Annotated in this window: 12 protein-coding genes; 5 read left to right on the top strand and 7 right to left on the bottom strand. The window is 62.5% G+C overall.

The genetic code is table 11. From position 1 onward, the window contains the following. Positions 1-28 precede the first annotated feature (28 nt). Entirely contained in the window at positions 29-292 is a 264-nt protein-coding gene (locus CLU86_RS02430) for a DUF1653 domain-containing protein (RefSeq protein ID WP_099740481.1), read from the top strand. Between the two features lie 103 nt (positions 293-395). On the opposite strand, the gene CLU86_RS02425 is transcribed toward CLU86_RS02430, so the two are convergent. Together CLU86_RS02425 and CLU86_RS02420 are read right to left on the bottom strand one after the other, a co-directional pair. Beyond that, positions 396-1,622: an ATP-binding protein gene (locus CLU86_RS02425; protein WP_099740480.1), complete on the bottom strand. Its 1,227-nt coding sequence runs from the start codon at positions 1,620-1,622 to the stop codon at positions 396-398. Continuing rightward, positions 1,610-2,338, bottom strand: coding sequence for a response regulator (locus CLU86_RS02420; RefSeq protein WP_099740479.1), 729 nt, complete (start codon positions 2,336-2,338; stop codon positions 1,610-1,612). Before CLU86_RS02420 ends, CLU86_RS02425 begins: the two co-directional genes overlap by 13 nt. A 366-nt stretch (positions 2,339-2,704) precedes the next feature. Here CLU86_RS02420 and xopAW point away from each other — a divergent pair, with 366 nt between their 5' ends. Then, complete coding sequence (gene xopAW / locus CLU86_RS02415) at positions 2,705-3,787, top strand: XopAW family type III secretion system calcium-binding effector (protein WP_099740478.1); 1,083 nt, start codon at positions 2,705-2,707, stop codon at positions 3,785-3,787. Between the two features lie 197 nt (positions 3,788-3,984). Here the strand turns inward: xopAW and purN are convergent, their stop codons facing one another. Then, on the bottom strand, positions 3,985-4,575 hold the full coding sequence (purN, locus tag CLU86_RS02410) for a phosphoribosylglycinamide formyltransferase (RefSeq protein ID WP_099740477.1): 591 nt from the start codon (positions 4,573-4,575) through the stop codon (positions 3,985-3,987). Positions 4,576-4,596: 21 nt separating this feature from the next. Between purN and CLU86_RS02405 the strand changes: the two genes are divergently transcribed. From CLU86_RS02405 to CLU86_RS02395, 3 genes are all read left to right on the top strand, one after another. Beyond that, positions 4,597-5,292, top strand: coding sequence for a YceH family protein (locus tag CLU86_RS02405; RefSeq protein ID WP_099740476.1), 696 nt, complete (start codon positions 4,597-4,599; stop codon positions 5,290-5,292). Between the two features lie 78 nt (positions 5,293-5,370). Then, positions 5,371-6,552: an acyl-CoA dehydrogenase family protein gene (locus tag CLU86_RS02400; protein WP_099740475.1), complete on the top strand. Its 1,182-nt coding sequence runs from the start codon at positions 5,371-5,373 to the stop codon at positions 6,550-6,552. A gap of 12 nt (positions 6,553-6,564) precedes the next feature. Continuing rightward, complete coding sequence (locus CLU86_RS02395; RefSeq protein WP_099740474.1) at positions 6,565-7,680, top strand: acyl-CoA dehydrogenase family protein; 1,116 nt, start codon at positions 6,565-6,567, stop codon at positions 7,678-7,680. A 156-nt stretch (positions 7,681-7,836) separates the two neighbouring features. On the opposite strand, the gene CLU86_RS02390 is transcribed toward CLU86_RS02395, so the two are convergent. The 4 genes from CLU86_RS02390 to CLU86_RS02375 all read right to left on the bottom strand — a co-directional run bounded on the left by CLU86_RS02390 (position 7,837) and on the right by CLU86_RS02375 (position 16,439). Next, positions 7,837-12,228: an IPTL-CTERM sorting domain-containing protein gene (locus tag CLU86_RS02390; RefSeq protein WP_099740473.1), complete on the bottom strand. Its 4,392-nt coding sequence runs from the start codon at positions 12,226-12,228 to the stop codon at positions 7,837-7,839. A 311-nt stretch (positions 12,229-12,539) separates the two neighbouring features. Next, complete coding sequence (locus CLU86_RS02385; protein ID WP_158236293.1) at positions 12,540-13,043, bottom strand: DUF3617 family protein; 504 nt, start codon at positions 13,041-13,043, stop codon at positions 12,540-12,542. A gap of 224 nt (positions 13,044-13,267) precedes the next feature. Then, positions 13,268-15,595: an IPTL-CTERM sorting domain-containing protein gene (locus CLU86_RS02380; RefSeq protein ID WP_143226641.1), complete on the bottom strand. Its 2,328-nt coding sequence runs from the start codon at positions 15,593-15,595 to the stop codon at positions 13,268-13,270. A 151-nt stretch (positions 15,596-15,746) separates the two neighbouring features. Continuing rightward, positions 15,747-16,439, bottom strand: coding sequence for a response regulator transcription factor (locus CLU86_RS02375; protein WP_233194739.1), 693 nt, complete (start codon positions 16,437-16,439; stop codon positions 15,747-15,749). Between the last annotated feature and the right edge of the window lie 67 nt (positions 16,440-16,506).

Here is a 16,506-nt window from a genome sequence, read left to right as displayed (position 1 = left end):
CAGCCCGGTACAACCCGCCATAGTAACCATGAACGAAAAACTCCCTGCACTCACCCCCACGCCCGTCGGCCTGTACCGCCACTACAAGGGCCTGATGTACGAGGTGGTGGGCACCGCCCGCCACAGCGAGACGCTGGAGCCCATGACGGTGTACCGCGCGCTGTATGGCGAGCACGGGCTGTGGGTGCGCCCGGCCGCCATGTTTGCCGAGCAGGTGGAGATCGACGGGGTGCTGCGCCAGCGGTTTGAGAAATGCCAAGACCCGGCCAAGGGCGAAGAGGCTGCGGACTAGATTGCTATCAAATAAATAGCTGCCAGCGCTTATCCAATAAGCGCTGGCAGCTATTTTTACTTCAAACCACGCCAAAACGCAGGCGACCAGCGCAGCCCCTGCCCTACCCGCCGGGGCCCGCACCGGGTGAACGCGGCAGCAGCACCTCGGCCAGTAAGCCGCCTGCTGGCGCGTTGCTCAGGCGCAGCAGCCCGCCGTGGCGGCGTGCAATGTCTTGCGCAATGGTGAGGCCCAGCCCCACCCCGCCGCTGTCGCGGTTGCGTGAGGCCTCGACCCGGTAAAACGGAGCCATCACGCGGGCCAATTCGGCCTCCGGCAGACCAGGGCCATGGTCGCGCACGGTGATGCGCAGTTGCTCGGGTCCGTCATGCAATGCCAACTCCGCAGCGCCGCCGTAGCGCACGGCATTGCCCAACAGGTTGTCCAGACACCGGCGCAGCGCACCGGCCTGCACGGGCAAAGGGGCGGCATGGCCCTGCACCGTCACGTCGTGGCCCATGTCCTGGTGGTCGTCGGCCAGGCTGTGCGCCAGGGCTGCCACATCCACCAGTGCCATTGGCTCGGCATGGGCCACGCCGCGCAGGTAGTCGAGCGTGGCGGTGATCATGGCGTCCATCTCGGCAATATCGTGGCCAAAGCGCTGCTGGTCTTGCGGGTCTGCCAGGCTTTCGGCGCGCAAGCGCAGGCGGGTGAGCGGCGTGCGCAGGTCATGCGATACGGCAGCCACAAAGCCGTCGCGGTCGGCCAGTTGCTGGCGCAGGCGCTCTTGCATCTGGTTGAAGACGCGGCTGGCGTCGCGGCACTCGGCAGGCCCGTCTTCGGGCAATGGGGGGCGGTCCAGGTTGCGCCCCAGCTCTTGCGCGGCACTGGCCAGGCGGTGGATGGGCTGGGCCAGCCAGCGGGCGGCCCACCAGGCTGCAGCGATCAGCACGGCCAGGCGCACACAAATATCCAGCAGCAATCCCAATTGCAGCGACAAGGGTGCATCGAGCACTTGCCTCAAGCTGGGGGGGCCGGGGCGCGGGCCTGGCCCGCCACGGCCGCTCGGCTCAGCGGCTGGGGGCATTGGCGGGGCGGGCGCAGGCACCGCCCCTGCCGCTGCCGGGGCACTGCGGTCAGCCCAGGCACGCGGCGGGCCTTCACCACCAGGCCCTCCGTGGTGCGGCGGCGCGGGCCGCAACTCCCACATCAAAGACAGCGCCAGCACATGGCTGGCCAGCACGGCCACGATGAGCAGCACCGCCAGGCGCCCAAAGAGCGTGGAGGGCAACCACCAGGCCACCGCAGAGCGCGCCCATGCGCGGCCGCCGGGCAGCGTCAGCGCAGCCATCCCACCTGCCCTTGCAGGGTGTGCACATGAAAGAGGTAGCCCGCGCCCCGCACGGTGCGGATCATGGAGGGCGAGCGCGGGTCGTCCGCCAGCTTGGTGCGCAGGCGCGAGACCAGCAGATCGATGCTGCGCTCAAACGCATCCATGGCGCGGCCCCGGGCCTGCTCCATGAGCTGGTCGCGGCTGAAGATGCGCCGTGGCATGCGCAAGAAGGTGCACAGCAGGCGGAATTCGGCGTTGGACAAAGGCACCACCACGCCCTGGGGCGAGCGCAGGTGGCGCTCCACGCAGTGCAGCTCCCAGCCGTCAAAGCGCACTACTTCGTCGGGCCCTTGGCTGGCCGGCTGGCCCTCGTGGGCCAGGCGGCGCATCACGGTCTGGATGCGGGCCACCAGCTCGCGCGGCTCAAACGGCTTGGCCATGTAGTCGTCAGCCCCCATCTCCAGGCCCAGCACGCGGTCGTAGGGGTCTGCCCGGGCAGTGAGCATGATGATGGGCACGCGTGATCGCTGGCGCAGCTCGCGCGCCAGGGTGATGCCGTCGGTGCCGGGCAGCATCACGTCCAGCACGACCAGATCGACCGAGTGGGCGGCCAGCTGCGCCCGCATGGCCGCTGCATCGCCCGCCGCCAGCGTGGTGTAGCCAAAGCGGGCCAGGTATTCGGTCAGCAGGGTGGTGATCTCGACATCGTCGTCCACCACCAAAATGGTTTGCATGGGCAGGGGCAGGGCTAAAAGACCCGCCAAGTTTAGGCAGCCCCCAGCCACGGGTTTGCGCAGAACTGGCGGGGTTTTACCCCCCAATTCAGCGCATGAAACCGCGCTTTGTATCGGCCTTGGTACAAACCGGACAAACACCATTGACACGCCCCGCCAACAATGGATTCAGGCTGTATCGACCTGCCAGCGCCCTCACCGGCCACCACAGGTTCTGCGGCCCCGAGGACCTTCTGCTCTGCCCCACGGGGTGTGGGCAGAGGGCCCAGAAGGCAACGATGAATCGATCCCCCGCGCGTGTTGGCCCCAACGCGCGCCACAGACAGGCCCAGCGTTGCCACCACCCTTGGAACGAAAGGAACGACGATGACGACCATCAGTAGCGTCAGCAGTGCCTGGTCCAGTGCCAGTGTCCAGCGGGCCAGCCGCCCTGGGCCCTCGCCGGAGCGGCTGCTGTCAAAAATAGATGCCGACGGCAGTGGCGGCGTGGACAGCACCGAGCTGCAAGGCTTGCTGGACAAGGTGGCCAAGAAGACCGGCACCACCAGCGACACCAGTGCCACAGACCTGCTCACCCAGTACGACGCCAACGGCGACGGCAACCTCAATGCCGACGAGCTGGGCAAGACGATGGAAAGCATCATGCCCGCCCGGTCCACCATGGACTTTGCCCAGTCGCGCAACATCGCTGATGGCACCGACAGCTCATCGGCAGCCACCGGCGAAGCGGGCGACGACCTGTTTGGCAAGGTGGACAGCGATGGCGACGGTGCCGTGAGCAAGACCGAGCTGCAGGCGTTGCTGGAAGCCATGTCGGGCGGCACCGCCAGCCAGACGGGCGTGAGCAGCGACGATGCTTTTGCCGCGCTGGACACGGACAGCGACGGCAGCCTGACGCAGGCGGAGTTTGATGCCGGGCGGCCCTCGGGCGACGGGGCGCAGGCCAGTGGCATGCCACCTGGCGGTGCCGGTGGCGCTGGTGGCCCGCGCGGAGCTGGTGGCCCGGGGGGCCCAGGTGGAGCGGGCGGCGCAGGTAGCACCAGCGAAACCACCACCTACGACCCGCTGGACACCAACGAAGATGGTGTGGTGTCGCTCACCGAACGCCTGGCCGGGGCCACCTCGACGACCGAGCAAGACGCCGTCACGGCCTTGTTCAGCGCGATAGACACCGACGGCGACAAGACCATCAGCGAGAGCGAATCCAAAACCTTCATCGACCAGTTGACCAACCAGTTTGCGTCGGCCGCTGCAGCCAGTAGCAGCCTGACCAGCAGCACCAGCACCAGCACAAGCAGCAGCAGCGACTCGCAATCCTCGGCCAGCAAGGACAGCAGCCAGCGCGGCGACCTGGTGCGGCTGGCCGACCTGGCCCGGCGCCGCTATGAGCAAGCTGCCAATGACTTTGGCAACCGCAACAGCACCGAGGCCTTGAGCGCCGTGGCCTGAGGCCTTCGCAAGCCACTCCCGCCCCAGTTGAAGCCACCGCAGCCCTGACGCAGGGGGCGGGTGGCACACCCAGGTTCTGGCCGTGCGGTGCGAGTGCCGCCCGTCAGTTGACGAGCCGCGCGCGTCGGAGCCTTCCTATAAAAACAGCCGCTAGCGCACTATCCAAAAGCGCTAGCAGCTATTATTTCAATAGCAAATCAAACCACAGGCAGCTTCTGCACCAGTGCTCGCACGGCGCGGGGGTAGATCACATGCTCCTGCGTCAGCACCCGGGCAGCCAGCGTCTCGGCGGTGTCGCCCGGCAGCACCGGCACCACCGCCTGGTCCAGGATGGGGCCCACGTCCAGCTCGGCCGTCACCTGGTGCACCGTCACCCCTGCAAACCTGCAGCCTGCATCGATGGCGCGCTGGTGGGTGTGCAAGCCCGTGAAGGCGGGCAACAGCGAAGGGTGGATATTGACCAGACGCCCCGCGTAATGCGCGACAAAACCGGGCGTCAAAATCCGCATAAAGCCCGCCAGCACCACCAGCGCGGGCTGGTGCGCATCGATCACGGCGGCCAGCTCGGCATCAAACGCCTCGCGGCTGGCAAAGGCCTTGTGGTCCAGCACGGCAGTGGCAATGCCCTGCTCGCGGGCAAACACCAGGCCCTGGGCGTCGGCCTTGTTGCTCACCACCGCTGCCACGCGCGCACCATAGCGCTGCGCCCACTGTTCTTGTTGTGCGGTTTTGACGATGGCCGCCATGTTGGAGCCACCGCCGGAGATCAAAATCACGATGTTCTTCATTTGCCCCTGATTATCCCTGCCATGCACACACCCACTGCCTACAGCCCCGCCGCCCGCCCCCTCACCCCCAACGAGGCCCGCGTGCTCGCCACCTTGATAGAGAAGGCCCGCACGGTGCCGGACAGCTACCCCATGTCGCTCAACGGCCTGGTCACCGGCTGCAACCAGAAGTCCAGCCGCGACCCGGTGATGCAACTCACCGACGCGCAAGCGCAAGAGGCACTGGATGCGCTGAAGCTGCTCACGCTGGTGTTTGAGACCAGCGGCAACCGCACCACGCGCTGGGAGCACAACTTTCAGCGCGGCGTGGGCGTGCCCGACCAATCGGCCGCATTGCTCGGCCTGCTGATGCTGCGCGGCCCCCAGACGGCGGGCGAACTGCGCATCAACGCCGAGCGCTGGCACCGGTTTGCCGATATCTCCTCGGTGGAAGCGTTTTTGGACGAATTGCAAAACCGCAGCGAAGAAAAAGGCGGCCCGCTGGTCGTGCTGCTGCCCCGCGCCCCTGGCGCCCGCGAGCCACGCTGGGCGCACCTGCTGTGCGGGCCGGTGGACACCAGCCAGCAGCCCTACAGCGGCCACCCCATGCCCCCACTGGACACCCCTGCCCCCGCACTGCAAGCCCGCGTGCAGGCCCTGGAGGCGGAAGTGGCAGGCCTGCAAGCCACAGTGCGTCGGCTGTGCGACGAACTGGGCCTGCGCGACTTAGCCCCATAACACCGCCCATGTCGCCACCCGGACAGGAATAAAACGAACGCCCATGCTAAAAACAAAACTTCTCAGGAGACAAGCCGCATGGATCTCGCATTCACCCCCGAAGAACAGGCCTTTCGCGAAGAAGTTCGCGCATGGGTTCACGCCAACCTGCCCCAGGACATCTCGCACAAAGTGCACAACGCCCTGCGCCTGACCCGTGCAGACATGCAGGGCTGGGCCAAGATCCTGGGCAAAAAAGGCTGGCTCGGTTTTGGCTGGCCCAAGGAATTTGGTGGCCCCGGCTGGACGGCCGTGCAAAAGCACCTGTTTGAAGAAGAGTGTGCGCTGGCCGGTGCGCCCCGCATCATCCCCTTCGGCCCAGTGATGGTGGCCCCGGTGATCATGGCGTTTGGCAATGCCGAACAACAAAAGCGCTTTTTGCCCGGTATCGCCAGCGGCGAAGTGTGGTGGAGCCAGGGCTACAGCGAACCGGGCTCGGGCTCGGACCTGGCCAGCGTCAAGACCCGCGCCGAGCGCGTGGGAGACAAGTACATCGTCAATGGCCAGAAAACCTGGACCACCCTGGGCCAACACGGCGACTGGATGTTCAACTTGGTGCGTACCAGCACCGAGGGCAAGCCCCAGACCGGCATCTCCTTCCTGCTGCTGGACATGAAGTCCAAGGGCGTGACCGTGCGCCCCATCAAGCTGCTGGACGGCGAGTGCGAGGTGAACGAGGTGTTCTTCGACAACGTCGAAGTGCCCGCCGAGAACCTGATCGGCGAAGAGAACAAGGGCTGGACCTATGCCAAGCACCTGCTGTCCCACGAGCGCACCAACATCGCTGACGTGAACCGCAGCAAGCGCGAGCTGGAGCGCCTGAAGCGCATCGCCAAGGCCGAGGGCATGTGGGACGACCAGCGTTTCCGTGACCAGATCGCGCTGCTCGAAGTGGACATCGTGGCCCTGGAAATGCTGGTGTTGCGCGTGCTGTCGGCGGAGAAGTCGGGCAAGAACTCGCTCGACATCGCCGGCCTCTTGAAGATCCGCGGCAGCGAGATCCAGCAGCGCTACGCCGAGCTGATGATGCTGGCCGCAGGCCCGTTCAGCCTGCCCTTTATCGAAGAGGCGATGGAAGCCGGATGGCAAGGAAACTTCCCTGGCGGCGTCACCGCCAACGCGCCGCTGGCGTCCACCTACTTCAACCTGCGCAAGACCACCATCTACGGTGGCAGCAATGAAGTGCAACGTAACATCGTCGCGCAGACGGTTCTGGGCTAAGGAGACAAGAACATGGATTTCGATTTTTCTGACGACCAGGAACAACTGCGCGACGCCGTGCGCAAGTGGGTGGACAAGGGCTACACCTTCGAGCGCCGCCGCGCTGCCGTGGCCGCCGGCGGCTTCGACCGCGCCGCCTGGGGCGAGCTGGCCGAGCTGGGCCTGACGGCGCTGACCGTGCCCGAGGCCCACGACGGCCTGGGCCAGAGCGCCATCGACGCCATGGTGGTGGCCGAGGAACTGGGCCGTGGCATGGTGCTCGAGCCCATTGCCCAGGCCTTCATCGCCAGCAGCGTGCTGTCGCAGTACGGCACAGCCGACGTGCAGGCCGCCTGGTTGCCCCGCGTGGCCAGCGGCGAAGCCCTGGTGGTGCTGGCCTACCAGGAGCGCAAGGCACGCTACCGCCTGGATGTGTGCGAAGCCAAAGCGGCTGCAGCGCAATCCGGGTATGCGCTGACAGCTACCAAAAGCATAGTGGCCGCTGGCGACCAGGCCGATGCCTTCATCGTGCCCGCACAGCTGGACGGCAAGATCGCCCTCTTCCTGGTGGAGCGCTCGGCCGCTGGCGTCACCACACGTGGCTATGTCACGCAAGACGGCAGCCGCGCCGCCGAAGTGCAGCTGGCCAACGCCCCCGCCACGCTCATCACCACCGACGGCCTGGCCGCGCTGGAGCTGGCCGTGGACACCGGCATTGCCGCCACCTGCGCCGAGGCCGTGGGCGTGATGGACAAGACGGTGGCGCTCACCGTCGAGTACATGAATCAGCGCAAGCAGTTCGGCGTGTTCATCGCCAGCTTCCAGGCGCTGCGCCACCGCGTGGCCGACATGAAGATGCAGCTCGAACTGGCACGCTCGATGAGCTACTACGCCAGCCTGAAGCTCGGCGCCCCTGCGGCCGAACGCCGCGCCGCCATGGCGCGCGCCAAGGTGCAGCTGGGCCAGTCGATGCGTTTTGTGGGGCAGCAGTCGGTGCAACTGCACGGCGGCATCGGCGTGACGGACGAATACATCGGCAGCCACTACTTCAAGAAGCTCACGCAGCTGGAGATGACCTTCGGCGACACGCTGCACCACCTGGGCGAAGTGTCGGCCCGCATGCAGGACACAGCGGGCGTGTTTGCCTGAGTTGCACGCCATCGTAAAAATGCCCGCAGACGTTATGGTCTGCGGGCATTTTTTTGTGCCATCGCTCCAATGAAAAACCCCAAGGCACCTTGCACGGGAGCCATGGGGTTTTGCGATGTTGGGCTCTTGCGTTGCCGCAAAGCCCACGGCTCAAGCTCAGCCCCTTGTGAACCGCTGGCGTTGACCCAACGCCAGCAAGCCAAGCAAGGCCGACAAGATGATCAGCCCCCACTCACCCAGTGTGGGAATAGATGCAGGGCTCGCAACGACCGAATTCACGGTGATGGTGTGCAGCCCCGTGTTGTTAGACGCATCGGCATCGTTGGTCGCCCCGGTGCTGGCCGTGGCGGTGGAAGATCCAGCGGCAGTTGGCACACCAGACACTTGGCACGTCACTGTGGCGCCAACCGCAATCGCACTGCCGGCGCTCCAGGCAGACGCACCAGGACTGACAGTACAAGCGCCTTGCGTCACACCTGCAGGCAAACCACTGATGGTGCAGCTGGTACCACTCACAGCACTTGCCGAGCCGGTGTTCGAGCAAGTGAACGTACCTGAATAAGACGACCCCACCGTTGCCGTGGCTGGCAAGCCGCTGGTACTGACACGCACATCGGGCGCAACGCCCACCGTGAGGGTTGCCGTAGCGGAGTTGTTTGCGGCATTCATGTCGCTCGTTGCCCCCGTGCTACCGGTCACCGTAAACGCACCAGTGGCCGTCGGAGCACCGCTGACGAGACACGTCACCGTTTGCCCCGCTGGAACCGCTGCGCCTGCAGACCAGGCCGTGGCGCCAGGACTGATGGTGCAAGCACCCTGTGCCACACCTGCTGGCAGACCAGACACGGCACAGTTTGTGCCGCCCACCGCGCCCTGAGCACCAACGTTAGAGCAAGTGAAGCTGCCGCTGTAGGCAACGCCTTGGCTGGCCGTAATGGGCAGTCCTGCCAAACTCACGGCCATATCAGGTGCGGCCGAAAGCGCGGTTGAGCCATTGGCCGTGTTGTTGTTTGCATTGCCATCTACAGCGGCAGACACAGTGGAAGTCACACCCACAGATCCGCTGCCGGGTGCCGTGTAAGTCACGACCAAGTTGACGGCCTCACCTGGGTTGCGCACAGCGGGCAAACCACAACCGGTGACAGCACCTGTGCCGGCATCGTAGGTACATAGAGCCCCGTTGTTGCGAACCTCAACACCCGTTGGACTCCCACTCAACGCAATGTTGTAACCCACGGAGGTGGCTTGACTGCCACCAGCGTTCTCATAGCGCACTTGCACTGACACGGCACCGCCGCCCGCACCGGTAGCAGGCGCGGATACGGTAGTAGTCATGTCAGGCGAAGAACCTGCCGTCACTTCGGTGCTGCCAGTGGATTTGTTATTGCCACTGTTGGGATCAAAAGACGTGGTGGCGATATTGGCCTCCACAGGTACAGAACCAACACCTGGCGCCGTGTAAGCCACCGAGAAAGCCACACTCTGACCCGATGTCAGTTGGGTTGGGACCCCACTGGTCAGCGTGACATTGCCCGTCGTAGCGTTATAGGAGCACGCGACTCCGCCACTGCACGCAACCCCCGTCAAACCAGCGGGCAGTTTGAGAGAGGCCGTGACGTTATCGGCCGTCAGTGGGCCAACGTTCGACAATGTCACAGGTAGATTCACTGTGGCTCCTGGAGCCACTTTTGCCGGAGGCTGTACGGTGGTGCGAACGTCAGCTCCCGTCGAAGCTGTAGATACAGTGGTAGCACCTGTGGCCGTGTTGTTGGCGGTGTTCGATTCAGCAGCCGCTGCGACGGTGGAGGAAACCTCCACAACACCGGACGTCGGTGCGGTGTATCGCAAGGTCATGTTTGTCCAGATACCTGCGCCCAGGCTAGCAGGCAGGCCGCTGACACTGACAGCGCCAGTGGCTGCGTTGTAATTGCAAACGGCTGGCTGAGCACAGGACACGCCCGACAGGCCTGTGGGCAGTTGCGCAGAGTATGTGACGCCCGTCGCAGTTGCGTCACCCAAATTTCCGAATCGAACCACGACGTCCACCGCAGCACCAGGGGTTGTGGTTGCAGGAGCCGTGACACTGGTAACCACGTCCGCAAACCCCGTGGAGCTGGAGGGCGTAGTGGTACCGCTGGCAGCGTTATTAGCAGCGTTCGCGTCGCTGGCAGCGTTGATGCTGGTTGCCACCGTGACAGGGGTGGCTGGCGCTACATAGCTCACGGTAACGGAAAGGCTTTGTCCCGCAACAAGCGTATTGGGCAGCCCTGTCAACGTCACAACACCCGTGCCTGCATCGTATGAACAGGTCGCGCCAGCGCAGCTTACCTGGGCAGGATTCAACCCTGTGGCCAGGGTCATTCCATACACAACGCCTGTGGCGGTGGTGCCGCCGGCGTTGGCAAACGTCACGGGCACTGTTACCGTGCCGCCCACCACGGCAGAGGGCGGCGCGGCAACTGTGGTCATCACATCAGGGGCGTTGTTGCCAGTACCCACCAGCGTGACAGCGCTTGCAGAGTCCGGTGCGAGGTTGTCGCCCTGGGATGTCACCGTACCCACCGACGCCATCACAGGCACGTTGCCCGAAGCCGGAGCGGTATAGGAAACATTCAGGTTGGCCCATTGACCGGGCGAGAGCGAGGCTGGCAGACCCGTTACGGTCACCACACCGGTGCTTGGGTTGTAGTTGCAGGTAGCCCCCGAGCACGACAAATTGCCCAGCCCAGCGCGCAGTTGCAAGGCATAGGACGCACCAGAGGCAATCTGCGAGCCCACGTTGCCAAACGCCACCCCGACAGATACCGATGCACCGGGCGCCACACTCACAGGAGCAGATACCGTGGCTTTGACATCCGCAAAATCAACCACCGTCAGTACGTTGCTTTGCGGCTGAGTTGTTTGGTAGGTCCAAAGATTGAGCGCCTTTGAATCACCAAAATACTGTCCGGCCCCCGCGCAATCTGAGTTGTTGTTGCTACCCTCTGGCCACCAACGCGCATAGGCCGTATTCGGACCACTGCCGTTGTCTTGATTGCGCAACGAAGAGTCCACGCCAAGCAAGGCTTCATTGGGCGTAGGCTGAGCATACGCAGAACCACAAATATGGCCATTCAACGTGCCAACGGCAGTGCCATTCTTGGTCACATATCCGCGATCGTCGTAATAAACGGTTGGGTCGCCAGGGGAACTTCCGTTGAGCTTGGTGATAACTGGACCACCGTATCGGTTTCCTTCCACGTCGGCAAAAGGAAAATGCACCTCACCATTGCGACCCGAAATGCGGAATTGGTAGTTGCCGACGCCCATGTTGGCGCCGTTGTTGTTCTTCCCATCCCAAGTCACGGAGTAAGACCCCGTACCCGACGTACCCGTCAGGACACGATTCAAACCGCTCGCTGGGTTCCAATCCACACCATCGTGACTGATGATGATCTGAAACGACATGGTGTCAGTCACATAGAACTCGAACACCCCACCTTGCCCCACATAGCTGGTCGATGTGTTGGCAGGGGGATAGGAGAACTTGAATGAGTTGACTTGCGGAGGCTTAGGAGCCAAGGGGATGCCCAAAGCCGTCAGCGTAGATTCAACACTGCTTCCACCTGCGGTGATGTCGCTAAAAAACAGCGGGTATTGAGCACCGTCTGCCGTCACGCCCGATATGCCCACGGGGCGGAACTGGCTGACCGTTTGGTTCTGACCCCGAATGTCTTTGTACAGCGGCTCAGATTGATCCCGAAAGCCAAAAGCGTTGGCATAGAAAACGCCCGCATTGGGATCAATCCCCACCAGCTGCTGGCGATAGCGATAGCCATCGTCAGTGACGTAGTAAAGGCTGGAATAAATACGCTTCCCCGAGCCGTTACCACCCGTGTCCGCAGCCCAGGCATAGGTAAACACGCGACCTGTTTTTTCGCTCACGCCATAAGGATTAGTGACGCTGAAATCACGCACCGCGACATCCCAAGCCGAGACACCCGTTTGAGCCAAGGCAGGCGTAGCGACCGAGGCATTGGCACCATTGCCCCCAGTCCCGGAGAAACGCACGCCATAAATTCCTGTGGCAGGCACGCTCCATACACATGGGACGAAGCCATTCGGATCTGCAGCGTTTTGCTTAGGGCCATAGGTTTCCTCTGCCCGGTTGGCGATCAGACCGTCCGTACCTGCAGAGCAATCAAACCCCGCAGTCAAGCCGCTCAGGTCTTCGTTGCCTTTCACGCCCGCGAATCCGCCAGGCGGCATGGAATATACGGATACGACACCCGTTCCAGCAGAGTCACGGTTTCGGGAACCCAGCAAAATGACTTCGCCGGCCTGTGCATACACATAGATCAGTGAACGCGCGGGCACGACATTCATCCAGACAGAGGTTCCGCTGACCGTGAGATTGGCGCGCCCGCCGTCTGCGTTGCCGCCCGTAACGTAATTGGCCTCGTAAGAGGCTGGATACAAGGAGCGACTGCCTTCAGCGTGCGCTGACAGTGAACAGAACGCACCCGCCCCTATGAGCAACAAACTGCTCAGTTGCTTTATCAATTTCATGAATGGTGAACTTCTAAGATCCGAAGAAGTCCGACAGGCACCTGCTTAAGCAAGGCTGGAGACATCAGCAGAAGTGCTGAGCGCGCGCTAAGAACGCCAGCGGTGGAGAGGACGCAAGCGAGGGTATCAACGGCTAGACACCCAATTCAAAAATTGGCAATTGTTCACATTTTCAAGTTATTTAAAGCCACTCCACCGAGCGCCCAGAGCCTCCATCAGTCGCATATCCACAACACAAGAATCCTTCCTGGCCCATTCAAAATTGCGTTCAACAGCGGTAAGAAAAATTCGCTCGGCGCTCAGCACAAGCGTCAATGAGCGTGGCCATCGTGCACTTGGTGGGCTTTCAGGTCATCGACCACGTTCACCGTAACGCCATTGGGCAGCACCATGTCGGCAGGACGTTGTCCAGGCTTGCACTCACCCAGCCAACGCGCAGTGAAGTGCGTCAGCCCCGGGTTGAAGCGCACTGGTTTGGAGTACTTCACTTCAAACTGCCCCTCGTAAGCCTTTTGGAAATCTCCCAGAAGGCGTATTTGGGCCTCTACCCTGTTGTCGTGCACCCAGCAGGTGGTGTTGACTTCCAGGCCATTGCGCGTTTTCTTCACTCGTATCTGGTGGCAATGCTCTTGCCCCGGAACGATAGACATCAAACTCACCTGGTCGGTCGCCCGATCGGTACATTGCTGCACCTGCTGCTGGCGCATGACCGACTGGGTACCTGAGCGCAAGGTCACCTCCCAAAGCCCGGGCTTTCGCACTGGCAACGCATCGGCATAGGCCCCGGCTGCGCCCATCAGCAATACCAGTGCCACCCCCAAAGCCCGATGACCAGACGGATTCGTGCTCTCGTCAGGCCGTAAAAATCGCACACCCATTGAGCAACTCCATAAATAGACAAACCCATGCTCTGCACAAGCAAAGCCTGGGTTGCAAGGTTCGTTCCGAACAAAACCGTTGTCAGCGCCTTGTCACGGCCTTGGCGCTGGGCTGTGCCACAGCACAGACCCAATCTCAGGGCCGCAAGCGCTCACACGGTTCAGCGCACGCCCAGTTGACGGCGGTGCATGAAGGCCATCAGGCCCAGCAATGCCGACATGAGAATGAGCCCCCACTCGGACAGGGTCGGAATGCTGTTGGCCGTGGCGGCCACAAAGGTCACGTCCACCGTGCAATTGGCGTTGACGGTGTTGGTCGTGAAGGTGTTGCCCGACAACGTGCCGCCGCAAGCGGTACCACCCGTGGCAATCCTGGCAATGAAACCAGCAGCAGGAGCCAGCGTGTACACCGCGCGATTGCCCGCAACCACGCCCGTCACGCCAGTGGGGGACATGGAGCCATTGGCACCCGATGTCGCCGTCACGGTGATATCAGAAAAGTCAAACCGCACTGTGCAATCACCTGTCACGGGGCCCACTGTGTAGATATTGCCCACCAGATTGCCAGGACAGGTGCCCGACACGGCTGGGTAGTAGCCCGCGGAAGGGGTCAGGCTGTAAACCACGGTACCGCCCTGGCCTACCACTTGGGGGGCAGTCGGCGTAGCCGTGCCATTGGCGCCAACAGACGATGTCACAGTGGCAGTGAGGGCAAAGGTTGCCACGACAGACTGGTCGCTGGTCATGTTGCTGATCGTGCAAGGATTGCCGGTGCCAGTGCACGCGCCCGTCCAGCCCGTGAATATGCTGCCAGCGGGGGCCGAGGCCGTCAGGATCACCTGCCCACCGTTGGCCACCGACATGCCGCAAGAAGCGCCACAATTCAGGCCCGCAGGAACGCTGGAAACCGTGCCGGTGCCCGTGCCCGCTTTGGTCACAGTCAACTGGCGCAAAACCCCGATGGAGTTGGTGTCGCCTGCCGCATTGTTGGCCGACGAACTCTCCGTCACGCCCGCAGGGGCGGCTACTGAAAACACCGTGGACGTTGTGCCTGATGCAGCGGCTGTCGCGTTGACGGTGTAAGTCACACTGGCGCCCACAGGCAAGTTGACCAATTCACCACTGAGTGCACCGCTGCCCGTGGCGTTACCGCATACGCCGCCATTGCTGCCAGAGCAGGTCCACGACCCCACCGTCAAAGACGACGCCGTTTGCGACACGGGAGCACCGGTAACAGCGGTAGGGCCGAGGTTGGTCACGGTCACCACGTAGGTCAGTGCGCCATTGGGTGCCACAGAAGAAACACCGTCATTCACGCTGATAGCTAGGTCTGTCAAAGAACCGCTAGCAATCACATTGGTCTGCACCAAAGGCCCCAGGAATGTGCTGGCACCCGTGCCGCTGATGTTGTAGTTGCCGTGGTTGAGCTTGTTGTTGGGCGAAGTGGTCGTCGCCGTGGCTGGCACGGTGTAGGTAATCTGGAATGTGCCACTGGTGTGGTCGTTCAAGGTACCGAAGTTGCAACTCACAGGATCGGAGGAACCCACGGCTGGCGCCGTGCAAGTTCCGCCTGGGGCTGAGAGCGATTTGAATGTGGCGTTGACCACCGCATTGAATGCGTTGAGCGTCGCTGGGGCCACGACATCGACCTTGGTGTCGGTGACGGTCAGGCCGCTGTTGTTGCTGTAGGTGTAGGTGTAGGTCACGTCGGTGCCAGGCAACGCCGTATCCACCGTCTTAGCGCTGACCAAAAGGCCCGCAAAGAAAGGGCCCACTGAATCCACATACAACTCACCTGAATGCCCGCCCGCGTTGCAGCCTGCAGCAATCACCTCGATGAGCACCTGATCTCCCACATCCAGGAAGCCATTGCCCGGCGCCACGTCAATCGCCTGCCAGCCTGTGTATTGGTAGCCCCCCACCGTGTTCCAAGGCACGCCAGGCTGGTTGGCAAAGTTGAAGGTGCTGAACATCTGGCGATTCTTGGTGACATTGGTGATCGCCACAAAGAAGTAAGCCTGAGCGCTAGGGGCGTGACCGCCATCCTGAATCACAGGGGCCACGGCCATGCGCAAATGGATCTTGTTGTCGGTGGGGTCCACATCGGCCAACGTCATGGTCGCCGTTTGCGTGATGGCACTGGCACGTCGGTTGTTACCACGATTGTTCACGTTGGCGCTCCAGCTGCCTTGCAGCGGAATGGCCAAGGGTCCGTCGTTAAAGGCAGGTGTACCACGCACCGTGGTGTTGGTGTCAGCGGCGCCAGCGACCAAACCCAAGTCTGCTCTCGTCACTGGCGGAAAGGTGGTAATCCCGTTATTGCGCAGATACTCCACATTCCAGCCGGTGAAATCACCGGTCTCGAAATTGCCGTTGGTCACGCCCGCTTGCGCTGGCATGGCCGTCAAAGTGGCTGCCAAGGTCATCAGACCAGCGCCCAGCCAATGACGACTGCGCTCGGCAAGGGCCCTCCAGATTGTCTTTTTCACGCTGAGTTTTCCTTCAAAAATAATGCACCGCACAAAAAAAGGGCAAAGCCATCCCCCGACGGCCAAGCCGCCAAAAAAAGCAAAGGGAATGAGGGGAGAGAAGGTGTCAGCCCGCTAGCGGAGGACCACCCAACTCAAAGAAAAAACAGGCTCACATGGCGAACACCAAGCCTTTGCCAAACACAGCACGCACCGGTAGCGCCATGCCGGTGTCACCTAGCGTTTTGCGCCGCAAGCGCGTCAGGGCGGACTCGATGCGATGGAAGTCATCTTCCAAGTCGCGGGCACCAACCGACTCCGACAAAACCTGCTTGCTGATGACTGCACCGGGGGTTTGCATGAGGCACGAGAGAATCTCCAGCTCACGGGTGGTCAACGACACGTTCTTGTGATTCGGGGCCTCCAGCTTGGCTCCCAGTTTGTCCAGGCGCCAAGCGGGCGACACAGGGGTACCGCCTATTTGCAAACGCTTGCTGCGAAGCTGTGACCGGATGCCCGCCACCAGCTCCTGCATGTCCACGGGTTTGACAAAGTACTGAAGCGCTCCGGCATCCAACCCTTCAATTCGGCTGTCCAGATCAGCCCGCGCAGTCATGAGCACAGTGGGGACGCCTTGCGCGGCCAGGCGGCGCACCAGGCTGAGTCCATCCTCGCCAGGCAATCCAATGTCGATGACCGCGAGGTCCACGCGATCACGCAACAGCCTGACGTAAAAGTCTTCAGCGGACTCCGCACCCCACGCGTCAAAACCCACGCGCGCGAGGTACCGACAGACATTGCCCCGAATGTCTTCATCGTCCTCAACGACGGCAATGGTGGCTTTGAAATCCAGGGCAGAGAACACTTTGAAAATGGAAACAGTTTGATACGTACCATTGTCTCAGCGACGTACCAGCCCTGCCATGCACAAG

Source organism: Acidovorax sp. 62, from assembly GCF_002754495.1.
Taxonomy (GTDB): domain Bacteria; phylum Pseudomonadota; class Gammaproteobacteria; order Burkholderiales; family Burkholderiaceae_C; genus Acidovorax.
This window is presented reverse-complemented; position numbering and strand designations above follow the sequence as displayed.